This is a genomic window from Sphingobacterium sp. xlx-130, from assembly GCF_011007405.1.
Lineage (GTDB): Bacteria > Bacteroidota > Bacteroidia > Sphingobacteriales > Sphingobacteriaceae > Sphingobacterium > Sphingobacterium luzhongxinii.
Genome location: NZ_WFKN01000002.1, coordinates 155,961 through 173,542, shown reverse-complemented (window position 1 = coordinate 173,542; position 17,582 = coordinate 155,961). Strand labels below are relative to the sequence as shown.

At 39.2% G+C, this 17,582-nt stretch carries 17 protein-coding genes and 2 tRNA genes; 6 read left to right on the top strand and 13 right to left on the bottom strand.

Going from position 1 to position 17,582, the window contains the following annotated elements; translation table 11 throughout:
* Position 1: 1 nt before the first annotated feature.
* Positions 2-601 carry a dephospho-CoA kinase gene (gene coaE / locus G7B18_RS03125; protein ID WP_164110838.1) on the top strand — a complete coding sequence of 200 codons (600 nt, stop codon included), beginning with the start codon at positions 2-4 and terminating at the stop codon, positions 599-601.
* The gene (locus tag G7B18_RS03120) at positions 589-1,542 is read left to right on the top strand and encodes an MBL fold metallo-hydrolase (RefSeq protein ID WP_164110836.1); all 954 of its coding nucleotides are present in this window, start codon (positions 589-591) and stop codon (positions 1,540-1,542) included. Before coaE ends, G7B18_RS03120 begins: the two co-directional genes overlap by 13 nt.
* A 57-nt stretch (positions 1,543-1,599) precedes the next feature.
* Here the strand turns inward: G7B18_RS03120 and G7B18_RS03115 are convergent.
* A tRNA-Phe gene (locus tag G7B18_RS03115) sits at positions 1,600-1,672 on the bottom strand.
* A gap of 44 nt (positions 1,673-1,716) precedes the next feature.
* Positions 1,717-1,789: transfer RNA gene (locus G7B18_RS03110), tRNA-Phe, on the bottom strand.
* Between the two features lie 185 nt (positions 1,790-1,974).
* Here G7B18_RS03110 and mnmA point away from each other — a divergent pair.
* Positions 1,975-3,066, top strand: a complete 1,092-nt coding sequence (gene mnmA / locus G7B18_RS03105; RefSeq protein ID WP_164110834.1) for a tRNA 2-thiouridine(34) synthase MnmA — start codon at positions 1,975-1,977, stop codon at positions 3,064-3,066.
* Between the two features lie 12 nt (positions 3,067-3,078).
* Here the strand turns inward: mnmA and rimK are convergent, their stop codons facing one another.
* From rimK to rnhA, 4 genes are all read right to left on the bottom strand, one after another.
* The gene (rimK, locus tag G7B18_RS03100; RefSeq protein WP_164110832.1) at positions 3,079-4,014 is read right to left on the bottom strand and encodes a 30S ribosomal protein S6--L-glutamate ligase; all 936 of its coding nucleotides are present in this window, start codon (positions 4,012-4,014) and stop codon (positions 3,079-3,081) included.
* 49 nt (positions 4,015-4,063) lie between these two features.
* Complete coding sequence (locus G7B18_RS03095) at positions 4,064-4,495, bottom strand: ATP-dependent zinc protease (protein WP_164110830.1); 432 nt, start codon at positions 4,493-4,495, stop codon at positions 4,064-4,066.
* A 5-nt stretch (positions 4,496-4,500) separates the two neighbouring features.
* Complete coding sequence (locus G7B18_RS03090) at positions 4,501-5,679, bottom strand: AIR synthase related protein (RefSeq protein ID WP_164110828.1); 1,179 nt, start codon at positions 5,677-5,679, stop codon at positions 4,501-4,503.
* Positions 5,680-5,771: 92 nt separating this feature from the next.
* Positions 5,772-6,263, bottom strand: coding sequence for a ribonuclease HI (gene rnhA / locus G7B18_RS03085; RefSeq protein ID WP_164110827.1), 492 nt, complete (start codon positions 6,261-6,263; stop codon positions 5,772-5,774).
* A gap of 92 nt (positions 6,264-6,355) precedes the next feature.
* Between rnhA and G7B18_RS03080 the strand changes: the two genes are divergently transcribed.
* Complete coding sequence (locus G7B18_RS03080) at positions 6,356-8,182, top strand: alpha-L-fucosidase (RefSeq protein WP_164122053.1); 1,827 nt, start codon at positions 6,356-6,358, stop codon at positions 8,180-8,182.
* A 184-nt stretch (positions 8,183-8,366) separates the two neighbouring features.
* On the opposite strand, the gene G7B18_RS03075 is transcribed toward G7B18_RS03080, so the two are convergent.
* The 3 genes from G7B18_RS03075 to G7B18_RS03065 form a co-directional block, all read right to left on the bottom strand.
* Positions 8,367-9,005, bottom strand: a complete 639-nt coding sequence (locus G7B18_RS03075; RefSeq protein ID WP_164110823.1) for a hypothetical protein — start codon at positions 9,003-9,005, stop codon at positions 8,367-8,369.
* A 64-nt stretch (positions 9,006-9,069) separates the two neighbouring features.
* A complete protein-coding gene (gene lpxB, locus G7B18_RS03070) occupies positions 9,070-10,191 on the bottom strand; it encodes a lipid-A-disaccharide synthase (RefSeq protein WP_164110821.1) in 1,122 nt (373 codons plus the stop codon).
* A gap of 230 nt (positions 10,192-10,421) precedes the next feature.
* Complete coding sequence (locus tag G7B18_RS03065; protein ID WP_164110819.1) at positions 10,422-11,651, bottom strand: porin; 1,230 nt, start codon at positions 11,649-11,651, stop codon at positions 10,422-10,424.
* Positions 11,652-11,831: 180 nt separating this feature from the next.
* On the opposite strand from G7B18_RS03065, the gene dinB reads away from it, so the two are divergent.
* A complete protein-coding gene (gene dinB, locus G7B18_RS03060) occupies positions 11,832-12,902 on the top strand; it encodes a DNA polymerase IV (RefSeq protein WP_164110817.1) in 1,071 nt (356 codons plus the stop codon).
* Positions 12,903-13,106: 204 nt separating this feature from the next.
* Here dinB and feoB read toward each other — a convergent pair whose 3' ends face one another.
* Together feoB and G7B18_RS03050 are read right to left on the bottom strand one after the other, a co-directional pair.
* On the bottom strand, positions 13,107-15,203 hold the full coding sequence (gene feoB, locus G7B18_RS03055; RefSeq protein ID WP_164122052.1) for a ferrous iron transport protein B: 2,097 nt from the start codon (positions 15,201-15,203) through the stop codon (positions 13,107-13,109).
* On the bottom strand, positions 15,203-15,442 hold the full coding sequence (locus tag G7B18_RS03050) for a ferrous iron transport protein A (RefSeq protein WP_164110813.1): 240 nt from the start codon (positions 15,440-15,442) through the stop codon (positions 15,203-15,205). The genes feoB and G7B18_RS03050 overlap by 1 nt, the downstream gene beginning before the upstream one ends.
* Before the next feature lie 119 nt (positions 15,443-15,561).
* Between G7B18_RS03050 and G7B18_RS03045 the strand changes: the two genes are divergently transcribed.
* Positions 15,562-16,017 carry a MarR family winged helix-turn-helix transcriptional regulator gene (locus tag G7B18_RS03045; RefSeq protein ID WP_164110811.1) on the top strand — a complete coding sequence of 152 codons (456 nt, stop codon included), beginning with the start codon at positions 15,562-15,564 and terminating at the stop codon, positions 16,015-16,017.
* Between the two features lie 7 nt (positions 16,018-16,024).
* On the opposite strand, the gene G7B18_RS03040 is transcribed toward G7B18_RS03045, so the two are convergent.
* On the bottom strand, positions 16,025-16,927 hold the full coding sequence (locus G7B18_RS03040; RefSeq protein ID WP_164110809.1) for a ZIP family metal transporter: 903 nt from the start codon (positions 16,925-16,927) through the stop codon (positions 16,025-16,027).
* A complete protein-coding gene (locus tag G7B18_RS03035) occupies positions 16,924-17,520 on the bottom strand; it encodes a phosphatase PAP2 family protein (protein ID WP_164110808.1) in 597 nt (198 codons plus the stop codon). Before G7B18_RS03035 ends, G7B18_RS03040 begins: the two co-directional genes overlap by 4 nt.
* Between the last annotated feature and the right edge of the window lie 62 nt (positions 17,521-17,582).

The following is a 17,582-nucleotide window of genomic DNA, read 5'->3' as shown; positions in this document are numbered from 1 at the left end:
TATGATGATAAATGTTGGTATTACAGGAGGCATAGGGTCCGGAAAGAGTTTTGTGTCTAGTATATTCAGGACAATGGGCATTCCGTTTTATGACGCCGATCGTGAAGCGAAATTTTTAATGAACCACGATCCGGATTTAAGGAAGGGGTTGATCAACAGCTTTGGTGTAGAGGTGTATCAACCCGATGGTTCTTTGGATAGAAAGTGGTTGGCTAAGCAGGTGTTCGGGAATAGCGCTAAATTGAACTTGTTAAATAGTATAGTCCATCCTATAGTAATCCGACATAGCGAGCAATGGGCGGAGAGACAAAGCGCAGCATATAGTCTCAAAGAGGCTGCATTGCTTATAGAAAGTGGTTCTTATAGGTCGTTGGATTGTCTTATTTTGGTACGTGCTCCTGAGGCGTTAAGGATTGAACGTGTCATGCGAAGAGATAATGTTTCCCGTGCGGAAGTCATTGACCGTATAAGCAAACAGATGGGCGAAGAAGAGAAACAAAAATTTGCAGACTTTACTATTCTTAATGATGGGGTAAGTCCTTTACTTCCTCAAATATTATATATACATCAACAGATTTTAGATAGACAATGGTCGAAATAATTGACGACTTTTTAATAGAAACGATACTGGGGTATTACTGCCGTATTGGTGATTTTTATATCGATCCCAAATATCCAGTGCAACAGGCAGTGATATCGCATGCACATGGGGATCATGCGGTACCAGGACATCAGGAGATATATTGTACAGCGGCGACGGCAGCATTTATGCGGTATCGATTTACGAAGCAAGCTTTGTCATCCTATAAACTCCAATCGTTTGACAAATCATTTGTTTTTAATGGCGTTGAGATTACTTTTATACCTGCTGGACATATTCTTGGCTCTGCTCAGATTTTGATGGTGTATAAAGGTGTGCGGTATCTCTACACCGGTGATTACAAGCTACAGGAGGATGCGACATGCGAGCCTATAGCTTATGTCAAAGCTGATGTATTGATTACAGAAACTACGTTTGCATATCCAGATGTTATCCATCCCGATCCCGTAAAGGAAATTCAGAGGTTAGGGCAGCAGTCGGCACATATTATGTTGGGCTGTTATGCCTTGGGAAAGGCTCAGCGTCTCACATATCTCCTTAATACTTATTGTCCACAGAAGGAAGTGTTTGTACATCATAGCATGGCCCCTCTTCATCGCATTTACGATCAGTTGGGCTTTGTGAAGCTCAAATATGAGCTGTACCACAGAAGGGCTTTAAAGGAGGGGAAAGATAAGGTGTATTTAATCCCGCCTATGACCTTCAACCATTATTCAAGAGCTAAAAATGTTATCCGTGTTTTTGCTTCGGGTTGGGAGCGTTTGCAACGGCATAATGATTTGTCTTTGTATATTTCTGATCATATTGACTGGAATGATTTGTTAGCGTATATCGGGCGGGTCGAGCCGCTTGAGATTTGGACGGTTCATGGAGAGGGCGCTCATCTACGTACTGTCTATAGTGATAAAATGAAAGTTAGAAACATTTTGAAAGAAGCCTAAGACGTTTGGATTTTCTTAAACGCAAAAAAAGACTATATTTTCAGATAGTCTTTTTTGTGGTGCCAGCTGGATTCGAACCAGCGACACAAGGATTTTCAGTCCTTTGCTCTACCAACTGAGCTATGGCACCTTTTCAAGTTTTTATTTATAATCTGTTACTTGTCAGATTTTGGGTGGTGCCAGCTGGATTCGAACCAGCGACACAAGGATTTTCAGTCCTTTGCTCTACCAACTGAGCTATGGCACCTTTTTTGCAATCCGTTTTACCGTTCTTGCGATGCAAATATAGCTTCTCTTTTTGGATTCTAAAACATTTATACAAAAAAAAACAGGATATATATACAAATGGTTGATTTAGATAGAGATAAAATTACACGAAATAAACACGGGGATAAATGATTTTAGGGTATCTTTGCATTTTATTAAAATAGTATGAGTAAAAGAGGAAGAGTATTGGTAGCGATGAGTGGCGGTGTGGATAGTTCTGTTGCGGCCGTCATGTTGCACGAGCAAGGTTACGAAGTGATTGGCATAACGATGAAAACCTGGGATTATGCTAGTTCGGGAGGTTCGTCAAAGGAAACGGGCTGTTGCAGCTTAGATAGTATTAATGATGCTCGGTCTCTTGCTGTAAATTATGGATTTCCCCATTTTATTTTAGATATACGCAATGAATTTGGTGATTATGTGATTGACAATTTTGTCGATGAATATATCGCAGGACGTACGCCCAACCCTTGTGTGCTGTGCAATACGCATATCAAATGGGAGGCACTGATTAAAAGAGCGAATAAGCTGGATTGCGAATTTATTGCTACAGGGCATTATGCGAATATCCGTCAACATGACAATGGGCGTTATGTGATCTCTAAAGGACTTGACGAGCACAAAGATCAATCCTATGTCCTTTGGGGGGTAACGCAGGAAAATTTGGCCCGTACACAGTTTCCATTGGGTGGTTTTCATAAATCTGAGATCAAGCAGATGGCTTTGGATATGGGGCAAAAAGAACTTGCTAACAAATCTGAAAGCTATGAAATATGTTTTGTTCCTAATAATGATTATAGAGAGTTTTTAAGACATAAAAAGCCTTCTCTTGACCAAGATATAGGTCCAGGCAATTTTTTGCTCTCAGACGGTACGGTCGTAGGCCAACATATAGGTTACCCTTATTTTACCATTGGTCAACGTAAAGGGTTGGGAATTGCGTTAGGCAAGCCCATGTTTGTAATTGAAATTTTGCCGGAAAGTAATTCCGTTGTCTTAGGCGAAGAGCACGAATTGGAGCGTTCACAGGCATTTGTACGTAATATTAATTTAGTGAAATACGCTTCTTTGGAAGAGCCTATGGAAGCTATTACTAAAATTAGATACAAAGATTCTGGTGCGGTATCTACCTTAACCCAAAAGGGCGAAATTATGCAGGTAGACTTTCCTCATGCGGTGAAAGGCATTGCACCAGGACAATCTGCAGTATTTTATGAAGGGAGCGATCTAATTGGCGGAGGATTTTTAATGAAGTAAGCTTTAGAATTTCTAAAGCTTACTTTCTTTTTTAACCTTTCGTTTTACAACAATTTGACGCAGTTGTTGCTTCGTTTCATATTGGATTTCGAGGTACTTGATAATTTCACCTGCGATATCTTTGTGCGTAGCTTTTTCGATACCTTCCAAACCTGGAGACGAGTTCACTTCTAGAATTAACGGTCCCCGTGTTGATGGTAACATATCCACCCCAGCCACAGTAAGCCCCATTGCGCGGGCGGCTGCTATAGCGGTCTCTCTTTCTTTTCGGGTTAATTTAACGATTTCGGCGGTCCCTCCGCGATGTAGATTCGATCGGAACTCTCCTTCTTTAGCAGTCCTTTTCATAGCGCCTACGACCTTGCCGTCAACTACAAAAGCACGGATGTCGGTACCTTTGGCCTCTTTGATATATTCTTGGATCAAGATATTATTGCCTAAGCCGTAGAAGGCTTCAATAACGGAGGAGGCTGCTTTTTTAGTCTCGGCCAATACCACGCCTATTCCCTGTGTCCCTTCTAGCAATTTGATTACCAGAGGAGCTCCGCCTACCATGTTGATAAGATCGTCTACATCTGATGTTGTCCTGGCAAATCCTGTGATTGGTAAACCTAATCCTGCTCCCGAAAGTATCTGCATACACCGTAGTTTATCACGTGAACGGGTGATCGCCTGACTTGGATTGGCCGATATTACATTCATTACTTCAAATTGACGTACGATCGCCGATCCGTAAAATGTTACGGAAGCACCGATTCGGGGTATTATAGCATCTATATCTGTTATATTCTCCCCTCTGTAATGGATGCTTGGTTTTCCTTGCTGTATTCCTACATAGCATTTGCTGTGATCCATAACAACACACTCGTGGCCTCTAGCGGAGGCAGCTTCGACTAGACGTTGTGTAGAGTATAGATTTTTATTTGTAGATAGTATTGCTATTTTCACGAATGTGTTTATTTAAAGTATAAAACAAATGGGTAGGCTAAAGGTTTGATTAAAAGCTGTTTCTCGAAAGGTTTTTCTTAGAAACGTCTACAAGGAATTTCCCGCTGATAAAGTTCCTGCCTAACAACATAGGATAGGACATGGATGACCGGTCTCTTAAAGATAACTTGATGTCATAGAGACGATCGAACATGCGGATTTTAGTTAAAAAAATGTGTCGGGTCTCTGTTTGACCGAACGAACTCTTAACCACGCGTTCGCGGTGAATAGGAAACGTTAATGTTAATATTTCTTCTTCCTCCAAATGAGGTTTAATATGGCAGGTTATGTATCGATGTCCATGTTTTTCATGAATCTTGAAGTCTTCACAGTGCAACACCGAGGTTTCAGCCCCGGTGTCGATCTTAGATTCTATATTGTACATCCCTAATTCAGGAAGGTCTACAATTTCATATCTACCTATAGTCAGTTTATCTTTCACGGATCTTACTCGTAGATAAATGTGCCGAAAGGCGAAGTTATAGTGACTTGTTTCTTCTCGCTATCTTCTACACGACCGATAATCTGAGCCGGTATTCCAAATGATTCGGAGATTTGAATAATGTCTTGGGCAATAGTTTCAGGTACATATAGCTCCATACGGTGTCCCATATTGAATACTTTGTACATCTCTTGCCAGTCGGTATTGGATTCTTTTTGAATCAATTCAAAGAGAGGAGGAATTGGAAAAAGGTTATCTTTGATGATATGGACATCATCTACAAAATGAAGTACTTTAGTCTGTGCTCCACCTGAACAGTGTACCATTCCGTCGATTAGGCTTCTGTATTTATCTAAAATGACTTTTATCACTGGGGCATAGGTGCGTGTCGGTGACAAGACTAACTTGCCTGCAGTAATTTCCTCTCCAGTTTCGACTTTGATTGAGTCGGTTAATGCTTTACCTCCTGCAAAAACCAGATCGTAAGGTACAGCTGGATCGTAACTTTCAGGATATTTCTCTGCTACGTATTTACTAAATACGTCGTGACGGGCAGATGTTAGCCCGTTTGATCCCATCCCTCCATTGTATTCCTTTTCATAGGTTGCCTGGCCATAGGAAGCTAATCCTACGATGATATTGCCACCTTTTATTTTGTGATTGGAGATGACATTTTCACGCTTCATGCGGCAGGTAACGGTACTGTCTACGATGATGGTACGTACCAGATCACCAACGTCAGCAGTTTCTCCCCCAGTAGAGTATATGCCAATCCCGAGTTCACGTAATTCGGCAAGAATTTCTTCCGTACCGTTGATGATTTCTGCAATTACTTCGCCTGGGATATTGTTTTTGTTACGACCGATAGTCGAGGACAAAATAATGTTATCGATGGCTCCCACGCATAGTAGATCGTCCAGATTCATAATAATCGCATCTTGTGCAATACCTCTCCAGACGGATATATCTCCGGTTTCTTTCCAGTAAATGTAAGCCAGTGAAGACTTCGTCCCTGCACCATCTGCGTGCATAATATTGCACCATTCTGCATCGGCACCCAAAATATCAGGAATGATTTTGCAAAAAGCTTTTGGATATAAACCTTTATCGATATTCTTTATAGCATTGTGTACGTCCTCTTTTCCAGCGGACACACCTCTTTGATTGTATTTTAAGTCTGACATCTTGTACAAAAATAAACATTGCTTATGATTATAGCGAAAGTTTTTCGGTAAGTATTCTTTTTTTTGAAGAACGGAACTCCAGTGGAGGGTTATTATTGATCTTCCATTTCAAAGACGGAGTCTATTTTCCAGTTTGTTTTATCCTTTGATGCGGCTACAGCTAATTGATCACAACGTTCATTTAACGGATGACCAGCATGACCTTTTACCCAGACAAGTTTGATTTCATGTAGTTTGTAAGATTGCATTAGACGGATCCACAGATCCTTGTTTTTTTTGCCCTGAAAACCTTTTTGCATCCAGCCATATACCCATCTTTTGTCTATTGCGTCGATCACATATTTAGAATCGGAATAAATGGTGACTTTCTGCTTTATGTTTTTAAGTGCCTCTAGACCAATTATTACGGCCATTAACTCCATTCGGTTATTGGTTGTCTTACGAAATCCTCCTGAAAACTCTTTTTCGATCAATTTACCCTGAAAAGCTGGGTTGCTACCTGTATAGATGGTTCTTAGTATAGTGCCGTAACCTCCTGGGCCGGGATTTCCGCTTGAAGCACCGTCTGTATAAAGTTCTATCATTAGCACAAAAATACATTATAAATCGTTATTCGTTAGTAAAATTTGCCATTGCTGATGATATATCTTATTTTAGTTTATTGAACTTTAAATTTATGATCAAGCGACTTTTTATTGGATTAGTGTTAGTTTTTTTATTTGCTAAATCGTATGGGCAAAATAGTCTTCCCAAGGATGAGAAGATGGCATGGTTTGATGATGCTAAATTGGGCATTTTTATCCATTGGGGGGTGTATGCCGTCAATGGTGTTTCGGAATCTTGGTCATTCTTCAATAATTATATGAGCCATGATAATTATTTGAAGCAGCTTCGAGGTTTTACCGCAAAAGAATACAAGCCTCAGGACTGGGCCAATCTGATTAAAGAGTCAGGAGCACAATATACGGTGATCACGACCAAACATCATGACGGAATCGCATTGTGGGATAGCAAAACAGATAAAGCATTGACAGTATCTAAACATGCTAACGTGAAGAAAGATGTGTTGACGCCGTTTATAACTGCTGCTAAAAAGGCCGGATTGAAAACGGGGCTTTATTACTCTCTGCCCGATTGGAGTCACCCCTATTATGATGTGGTTACGCGTTCCCGTAAACGTTATGTCCTAAAAGATGAGCCTAAGCGTTGGGCACAGTTTGTTGACTACTATCAAGGGCAGTTGGCCGAGTTGTCAACGCAGTATCATCCTGATCTATTGTGGTTTGATGGTGACTGGGAGCATAGTGCTGAAGAGTGGAAAGCTGAGCAGACATTAAGTTTATTACGCCGGTACAATCCAAATATCATTGTTAACTCCAGATTAAATCATCATGGAGACTATGCTACCCCCGAACAAGGAGTACCGGTGAAGCGACCAGCGGATCGATATTGGGAACTGTGTTATACGATGAATGATTCTTGGGGATACCAACATTTTGATACCAATTATAAAACACCAAATATGATTGTACGGACATTTATCGATTGTATTGCAATGGGAGGTAATCTATTATTGGATATCGGACCTAAAGCGGATGGTACCATTCCAGAAGAACAAGTGAAGATCCTAAAAGAATTGGGACGTTGGACGAGTAAATATAAGGAAGCGATTTATGGCACTAGGGCAGGAGTATCACCTGCTTTCATAGCTGAAAAAAATAGTCTCTCTAAAGACGGCAAGACTGTGTATATATATTTAGATGAGATGAAAAATTATCTTCAGATAAATGGTTTGCAATCGAAGCCTGTTCACGTCCGTTTTATCGGTAGTTCTGAAAAAGTAGACTATAAATATGATGGTTATACTTTAAGCTTGAATATGACAACAAATGATTTTGATCCTACAGCTTCAGTAATTGCGATAGAGTTTGGTGATCGTCCCCATTTTGAGTTTGATCATGCTGAGGTTATACCCGTTCTTGCCGATGTACTAAGTGCTAAAAATAGCCCGAGTGCTATACGTGATATTGTAGCTTTTACTTCGGCAGGAGCTAATTTGTTTTCGGGACACATGAATGATGACGGCAGTGTGTTGTCAAAAGATCTAAAATTTGCAGATCAAAAAACTAAGGATTGGGTGTTGAAACATGCCGAGGTCCTGCACGATGCCCATAAAGGGATAGCCGAAGGACATTATATCGGAAATACGGCTTTATCCCGAGATCGGCAGACACTGTATCTATTTATTGAAGGTCAACCTACTGGGCCTATCGCTATCAAAGGGTTGAAAAATACTATTGCCCGAGTACGTATAGTAGGTGAGGGTTCGATGATAAGTCACAAGGTTTATAACAAATTATATTGGAGTGCTATCCCTGGGATTGTTTATATAGACGTTCCAAAAGATAGGTTAGACAGCTATCATACGGTTGTTGCTGTACTATTGGATAAGCCTATAGAATTGTATGCAGAAGAGGTAAAAGCCATAGAAAGCAATCTTTAGTCTATATTACTTTTATGTTCTGGTAGCTGGTCGATCTCCAATAGACATGAACCGAACCCGATCTTATGGGTAGTGGGAAAAATCTTGAAGGAAATTAATGCAACGGAAAGTTAAAATGAATCAATAATAGGCCCCCTTTCAGAAAAAAGGTCTGTATCAGAAATAATGATACAGACCTTTTTATTTATTTGCTACGGATCGTTACTTTTCCCTCTTTACCGGGGGATCCAGAATAAATCTGTCCTTGTGGTAGTCCGCGAAGGCCAGATGGAGAGGTTGCTATTCTAGAATAGATATTCGTTATTTCAGAGCTTGGTGTTACGTGGAGTCCCCCTGGTGTGATATCAACAAAGAGATAATTTTTTTGTTTTTTATTCTCCGTTTGTGGTGTGGTACCAGTAGGATCATAGACCAGGTTTACAATACCAGCATCCCCATTCGGATCCGTACGCATACCGTTGTTTGCATCCTGCCCCCTAGCTATGACGTACAATGAACCTAATTTCTTGAAATTAATATCAATGTCAAAATTAGATGCATTGTTCTGTCCAGCTTGTCCAGAAATGAATGCCCTATCTCCAATTTCTGCGTGTTTTACGACTAGTTTCACTTCTTTTTTTCCGTAGAATTGTAATGACGACCTATCTTTCATAATCAAGGTGTCAATGTGGACTACAGCAGATGAATCCCGATCGTTAAACACCTTTTTTTCTTTTTTATTCAATTCCAATTTGCTGATATGTATATCAGCTGTTTGTCCGATAGTTAGGGAATAGATCGCTATCAGAAAAGTCATTAATCCTAGTTTTTTGTTAATTTTCATTTTCTTTTGCTTTTTAATGTTATACCATCAAACTCCCGATCACCTACCTTATATATAGGAGCTTTTATTCTTTGACTTCGTTTAGGTAGTAAAGGATTAATTTGGCTGTTTTTTCTGAAGCCCCAGGTGCACCAAGTTTGCCGGCCAAGATTTCATAGTTTTCCATAATACTGTCCCTATGTTCCTTTTCAGAGAGGATTTTTCCAATTTCATCACGAATTTGTTGTGGATTACATTCTTGTTGTATAAGTTCGATGACCGAAAGGTAGTTGTTGATCAGATTTACCAACGAAATAAATTTTACCTTTATTAATTTTCGTGCTAACCATACGGAAATCGGATTGGCTTTGTACACAACAACCTGTGGTACTTTTAATATACCTGTCTCCAGCGTAGCAGTACCACTTGTCACGACCGCAGCATCTGCATGTTTTAGCAAGTCATATGTTTGATCAAAGATGATAGGTATTTCCAGATCTCCCACATATTTTTGATAGTAGGATGCTTCAAAGTTGGGAGCACCAGCAATAATAAGTTGATGCTTTGGAAATGCAAAGTAAAGATCAATCATATCCGGCAATATCTGCTCTATTTCCATTTTTCGACTGCCCGGAAGTAGAGCGATGATCGGAGCTTCTGATAAATGGTTTTTTTTCAAAAAACCAGGATTGAATGAATAGTTAGATATAGCGTCGAGTAGTGGATTGCCCACGTAGTCCACCTTCATGCCGAATCTTTTGTAGAAATCTACTTCAAAAGGCAGGATACAAAACATGTGATCGACTATCTTTTTAATCTTATGTACGCGACCTTGGTTCCACGCCCATATTTTTGGTGAAATATAATAAGAGGTTTTTATCTCATGTGCTTTTGCGAAGGAGGCAATTTTTAAGTTAAAACCGGGGAAATCAATAAGGATGACTGTGTCCGGATTAAAATCAAGAATATCCTTTTTTACCTTTTTAAGATTCTTGCTTATTGTCCCTAAGTTTTTTATTACTTCTACGAAACCCATAAAAGCCATTTCAGACGTGTGAACTAATGCTGTCTGATCGGCTTCTTGTTGCATACGGTCTCCACCTACAACTTTGAATACGGCATCGGGATCTTCAATTTTTAATGCTTTTATCAGATTCGCGCCATGTAGATCTCCTGATGTTTCTCCTGCAATAATATAGTATTTCATTAAATTCTCTCTAAATCAAAATATATGTGCTTGTCGCTCCTTTATTAATAAGTAACAATAAGCCTTGTAAATCTTTTTATTTAACTGTTAAAGATAAGTATTCACCTCTAGTTTTGTGAAATAGGAATATTTCTTTTTTTGAAGGATGTAAGAAGATCGTTGATCCCATATTTTTGAGTAAAAAAAATGCCAGACTTTGTCTGGCGATCTTCTGATAACGTATCAATGTATTAAATTCCAAGTTCCACCTGAAACATGGCCCCTAATATGTTTTTACTATGCGAGTTCTTATAGTTTCCCTCTTTTACGGTATAGTTAGCATTTAACTGGAATTTGAGACGATGTGCTTTCATATACTTTGTCAAGCCAATTTCGATTACTTCGGTTTGAGTCTCAAATTTAGATATTTGCTGATGCGGTTTTAAGTAGGTATACCGACCTGCGATCTCATAACCGTGATTTAATAAATAGGAAGTTTGTTGGTTTAATCCCCACCCCTTATAAGCATAGGTTTCTTCAGGTTTATCACCCGTTGTGTTGTTTATTGGATTGTCTACATCTCTGCGCATATACTCTGCTTGATATGCAAATCCTTGATATTTAAAGATTGCATCAGCGAAAGCTGTTTTTAAAGTGAAAGGGTTCTGTACATATTTACCTGTCTGCCCTCCCTCACGTGTAGTTCTGTCGTTGTAGCTGTAACCACCGCCAATAGAAAGCTTTGGCGTCACTTCTCTTTCAATATCACCTTCCGAGTAGTCACCACCGTTCACAAACTCTCCTAAAGGTAAAAACTCCACACGACCAGTGTATGCCAGTCCATCATCGGTAGAGTTTGCGGGACGCCCCTCTCCAGTAGATATCGCAGCCTTTGCATTAATTGGCATGGAACCAAGCTTTTTACTTAAGTTGAAGCTTATCCCAAAATCCCGGTCTACCGTAAAATTACTGTTGACCAAGGAGCGGTCGGCAAACTGTAATTGTCCCGAAGAGTTTACACGTTGTCTGTTTCCTGGCAATTTGTTCTGTCCAAAAGAAATGTAAAAATCATCTGAAAAGTTATAGAACATCACCGCATCACGTACAATATTTGGTATTCCCGTATCATCAAAATCCTGATCTGAACGGGTAAAGGCGAGCTGAACAGAATAGGATATCTTTGGGGTGTATATATAGCCATCCATACGCATACGCAATCTACGTATTCTAGCGTCAAATTTTTCATTATCTTCTCCATCCAAGACATTACTGTATCCCAATCTGTTCTGCATCCTAAATCTAAAGTTGGTGTAGAACAAGGAATCTTTAGATGTATATTGGATACCTTTAAAATTTAAAATGGTAGCCCGGTCATCTCTTTCCTGAGCTTTCAAGTTGCTGATGCCCAGAAGTATGAGTAGAGGAGCTGTTATTAAGGCTTTTTGACGAAAAAAAAACGTTTTAAAATTGTGGTACTGCATTGTTATTCTTTAAATTTAAAATCTAATTTTGGTGTATGGTATTAAGTCTTTGTGGCTTAACATTAATTTTACGCAAATATAGGGTTAATGAGGTGATTGCAAAATACTAAAGCCTAAGGTAATCATTTCATAATATTTATTTAACATTATTTTAATATTAACAAGGTATAAAGGGAGAGAATGAGAAAAATCATCCATGTTGATATGGATTCGTTTTATGCTTCTGTTGAGCAGCGTGATTTTCCAGAGCTCCGTGGAAAGCCAATAGCAGTAGGCGGATCTCCTGATGGACGAGGGGTGGTGGCAACTTCAAGTTATGAAGCCCGGCGCTTCGGTGTCAAATCTGCTATGCCCTCCCGACAGGCACTACAACTGTGTCCAGATATTATATTTGTATATCCTAGATTTGACGTATACAAAGAGGTATCTGTACATATCCGCGAGATTTTTAGACGTTATACCGACTTGATTGAACCCCTTTCCCTGGACGAAGCTTATTTAGATGTGACAGCGGATAAGAAAGGGATAGGATCTGCCATAGAAATCGCGAAAGAGATTAAAGAAGCCATTAAGAGCGAACTTAATCTGACGGCCTCAGCAGGAGTCTCTGTAAATAAGTTTATTGCAAAGATCGCATCCGACTACAATAAACCAGACGGGTTGACATTTATAGGCCCCTCTAAAATTGTTAAGTTTTTGGAGTCTTTACCGATTGAGCGCTTCTTTGGAGTAGGAAAGGTGACAGCTGAAAAAATGAAAAGGAAGGGGATTCATCTAGGAAGTGATTTGAAATGTTTTTCCGAAGCACAGTTGATCCGTGACTTTGGAAAGTCAGGAAGTTTTTTTTACCATATGGTACGTGGTAATGATGATCGGCCGGTACGTTCTAATCGAGTAGCAAAATCTATTGGCGTAGAGGATACCTTTACACGGGATATTTTAGAGCTTGATGACATGAAAATCGAGCTGGATCATCTTTGCTATAAATTGAGTAAGCGACTCGATATTAAGTCGGTTTCAGGTAGAACCCTGACGCTAAAAGTAAAGTTTGCAGACTTCTCCTTATTAACAAGAAGCTATACAGGCTCTCATTTTTTATCAAGTTATCAGCAATTGAAAGATGAGGCTGAGACGCTTTTGGATAAAGTGAACTTTGAAGATCGGAAAGTCAGGCTTTTAGGGATTACCGTATCCAATTTTTTTGAACACGAATTTGATGCGCCCAGAAACGGACAGTTGAGTTTGTTTTAATATATTACTTTAGGGATTCAACAAACCCTAAAGTAATATCCATTTTTTAATTTTCGGCTTTTTCTGAGAAACTACAACCACAACCTTTGCCACAGCCTCCACTTTTTCTTTTAGAAGGCATGAATTTCTTTACCATAAATAGTATTGCAACGATAAAAACAATTGCGATAATAGCATATTGAATGTACATCATAGCTTGAATAATTATTTTAATAGTTGATACGCGATCAACGCTGCAATATAAGCAAGCCCGGTCATGAAACCGGCTTGAATCAAAGTCCATTTCCACGAACCGGTCTCTCTTTTTACAACGCCAATAGTGGCCATACATTGCATAGCAAATGCATAAAATAACAGGAGTGACACTCCTGAAGCTAAATTATAAGTAGGTTGACCTGTATTGCGATTGATTTCCGATTTCATCCTAGTGAATAATGTCTGTTTTTGATCGTTATCTTCAATATCCAGATCTTCTCCTAAGGAATATACTACAGCTACAGTACCAACGAACACCTCTCTGGCTGCAAAGGATGCTAGTAAGCCTATTCCAATCTTCCAATCGTAGCCCAACGGCTCAATTACAGGCTCAATGCCGCGACCTAAATAGCCCAAATAAGAATATTCCGTCTTATAAGCAGTCACCTCGTCAGCTATTTGTTCTTGCGAAAAGTGAGGGTTCTCTTGTGTAATGTATTTCTCTGGTTCAGAGAATTTGTCATTTGGGCCAAAATTGCCCAACACCCAAAGTATAACAGAAATTGCTAAAATTATTTTACCCGCTCCAAATAAGAAACCAGAAGATTTTTCCCATACTGTGTTCAGTACATTTTTCCAATCGGGCATTTTGTATGTAGGCAATTCAAAGATCAAATACGATTTCCGAACCGATTTTATTACTTTATTCAGGATTAATGACGAAAACAAAGCTGCTACGATGCCGATTATGTACATTGCAAATAAAACAATCCCCTGTATATTGAAACCTAGAAAAACGCTGTCTGGAATGACCAAGCCTATAATGACCACATAAATAGGAAGTCGAGCAGAACAGGTCATGAATGGAGTTACCAACATAGTTAATAGCCGTTCTTTGGGGTTCTCAATATTACGGGCCGACATGACGGCAGGGATAGCACAGGCTACACCAGACATCAATGGTATTACAGACTTTCCGTTTAGGCCAAATGGTTTGAGCCATCGGTCCATTAAGAAGACTACACGACTCATATAGCCGGTCTCTTCCATCAATGAGATGAATAGAAATAGAATGATAATTTGAGGAAGGAATATTACAATACCTCCGATACCCGCTATTACGCCATTGACCAGAAGATTCGCTAGGGGACCTTCGGGCATCACCGCAGAGGTAGCTTCACCTAAGCTTGCAAACAATTCATCAACACCATCCATCAATGGTCCAGACCAGTTATATATGGCTTGAAATATTAAAAATAGTATGCCGAAGAATATCAAGTATCCATATATAGGATGGATAAGAATATTATCAATTCTCTCCGTTAAACTTAGTTTTTTATTTTCTTTTTTAAATAATATTTGCTGAAGGTCATTGTTTATTTTTTCCTGACGCAACATGGCTTCTGCCTTTTGAAGTTGCTGTATGCTGACACCATATTTGCTCCGTATAGCGGAGAGCTGATTGTTCTCTTCTGCAGATAAGATCTTGATGTTATCTTGAGCCAAATATTGCCATGTGCGGTATTCTGTGGAGAGCGGAAATAGCTTCTTGGCCTCGTTCAAGGGGTCTTGATATTCCTCAGGAAGCATCAAGCTATTAAAATATGGCGCTGGCTGTGCGTCCAGATTTCGTGTTAATTCATCTATTCCTTCTCCTGTACGGGCGTTAGTTCTGAAAACTTTAGTCTTGAGATAGTTTTCAAGAGAAGGTATATCAATTTCTACGCCTTTGGCCTCAATCTCATCCATCATATTGAGAACAAATACTGCCGAAAGACCAGCTTCACGTACCTGTTGATATAACACTATACCGCGATTGATTGTACTGGGTTCAGAAACTACTACGACCAAATCAGGAACTGTATTTTTATTCGCCAATGTATTGAAGACCACTTCTTCATCTAAAGAATTCGGAAACAAAGTGTAAGTCCCAGGCAGATCAATGATCTTATAGTTTTTATCGCCTACTTTTATAGCTCCTTCCCTTTTCTCGACAGTGATACCTGGGTAGTTCCCTACCTTTTGGTTTAATTTGGTAATACGATTAAATAGAGAGGTTTTCCCAACGTTTGGGTTTCCTAATAATGCTATTGTTCTGTTCTTCATTATATTTTGTTGGCCAGAATTAATGAGGCTTCTGACTTTCTGATTGCTACTAAGGTGTTATCTTGAATAATATTGACACAGATTGGACCGTGCAGTGGAGCTACGTGCTTAATTTGTATAGTAGTACCGGGGGTAAAACCCAATTCATAAAACTTGGCGGGAAGATCATCTTTATCAAAAGAATGAATGACTGCTTTTTCTCCTTTTTTTAGTTTATCAAGTGAGATTTTATTTTGCATTATTTTTGTAACTTTAGATAGTTTCTAATACCTCGAAATTCTCCAAATATAGCTAAAAGGAATGAGTTTAGGGATGTTGGTTATGTCACAGAATTGTTTTAATTAGATTCATTATAAATATGGGTATTGAGGATCGAATCAAAACCAGTCGGTTTCAGGATGATTGGCACAAGGCTACTATTAATATTCTTTATACCAATAATTGGTTGAGTAACTTGTTGGAATCTAGAGCTAGTAAGAAAAAAATAACGCTTCAACAGTTTAATGTTTTACGAATATTACGAGGGCAATTTCCCAATCCCGCTTCTAACGCGATGATTAAGGAACGAATGATAAACAGTACACCTGATATCTCCAGATTGGTAGAGCGCATTGTGACCAAGGGATTAGTTACACGGACGAAAAATAAATCTGACAAACGTGCTGTAGATCTACTTATCACGGAAAAAGGCCTCCAACTCTTAGACGAATTGGAGGCTGATATGAACCTTTCCGCTATGCTGTCAGAGAATCTTTCCGAGCAGGAAGCTGTGGTTTTAAATGGCTTGCTCGATAAATTACGGGGCGAAGCCTAAAAAAGTGTTAGTGTGTGTGACCTTCGTGGTCTTCATGCTTGTGCTCATTATCTGTATTGCCCTTTTCGGTGCTATGGCTTTCATTGCTATGATCATGATGGACTTTTCCTTTGTCGTCGTGACTGTGCTCACCATGGTCGTGATGTTCGTGATGTTCGTGTCCATGACCCTCATGGCTATGATCATGGGGTAATAAGAATGTGGTTAATGATATGGCTAGTCCTAAAAAGACTGCGGCCATTTTCTTTTTGTTAAATTTATGGTGATCAGCAGATCCAGACTCAAATAATATAGTAGTGGAGATATGTAAAAATATACCAATTACTACGGCCATGATTTTATCAAAATGCTGTGATATATTACCTACTTCGCCTTTACTCAATACGGAACTGGTCATGAACCCTAGTGGTGTCATTGCTGCAAAAATAAATAGCATGATTATAATAGCTCTTTTGCTCAAGGAAGAACTTAATAAAAGACTGCCTAAAGCAAATGCTGCTGGGATATGATGTATCGCAATACCAAATACCAGTTTGGACTGTTGACCTGAAATCAATGGCATCCCTTCTAAAAATGCATGTAGACATAGGCTGATCATGATTCCTAACGGAAACCCTGCATTTTCATTGTGGTGGATATGGCCATGTTCTATACCCTGTGAAAACTGTTCCAACAAGAGTTGAAAAATGAAGCCTCCTAATATATACAGTCCAATGACTTCTGGACTGGTCGTATTAGCGTGGTAAACATGTGGGATTAAATGTAGCACTGTAATAGCAAACAGATAGGCCCCACTAAAAGAGAGAATCAATTTGAGGTAGTTCGTGTTGTCTCTTTTGACAAAAAAAACGGCCAATCCGCTGATGAATGCGGATAGAAATAAAATAGCTACGATTAAAGTAAAGCTCATATAGTATTATGTGTTGAAATATTTTCTGTAAAGAAAGAGGGGACGAACCGTTTAAATAGGTTTCCATTTAAGATGCCGATCAAGCTACCGAGTAGAGCCCCACAGAGTACATCAAATGGGTAATGTACGCCTACATAAATTTGCGAAAAAGAAATTAATGCAGCCCATAAGACGCACAGCCATAGGGTGTGTTTCCACTTACGACGAAATAACACAATCCAGAAAAAAGCCATGGCAAAGTGATTTGTTGCGTGCGAGCTTGTGAAACTAAATCCAGAACCACATCTCACCCGGAGATTAATATCATGCTTGAATTCAATATCGTTGCATGGACGGATGCGCTTTACATTTTTCTTGATCAGATGGGATGATATACCATCGGACATACCGAAATTAATCAATGTGCATAAAACAACCAATATGCCTAGTTTGCCATAATGTTTGATGAAAAAGATAATGACAAATAGATACAAGGGAGCCCACGTGAATGGATTGCGTAAAATAGGTAATAGCCAGTCAAATACAGGGTTGCTTAACCCTTGGTTTATCAGTAAGAAAATTTCTTTATCTAGATCAATTATTTGTTGCCACATAAGATTCGTTGTTTTGTGTATGAAAAGCTAAAAGTACATTAATTGAAACTAAATGGGAAATG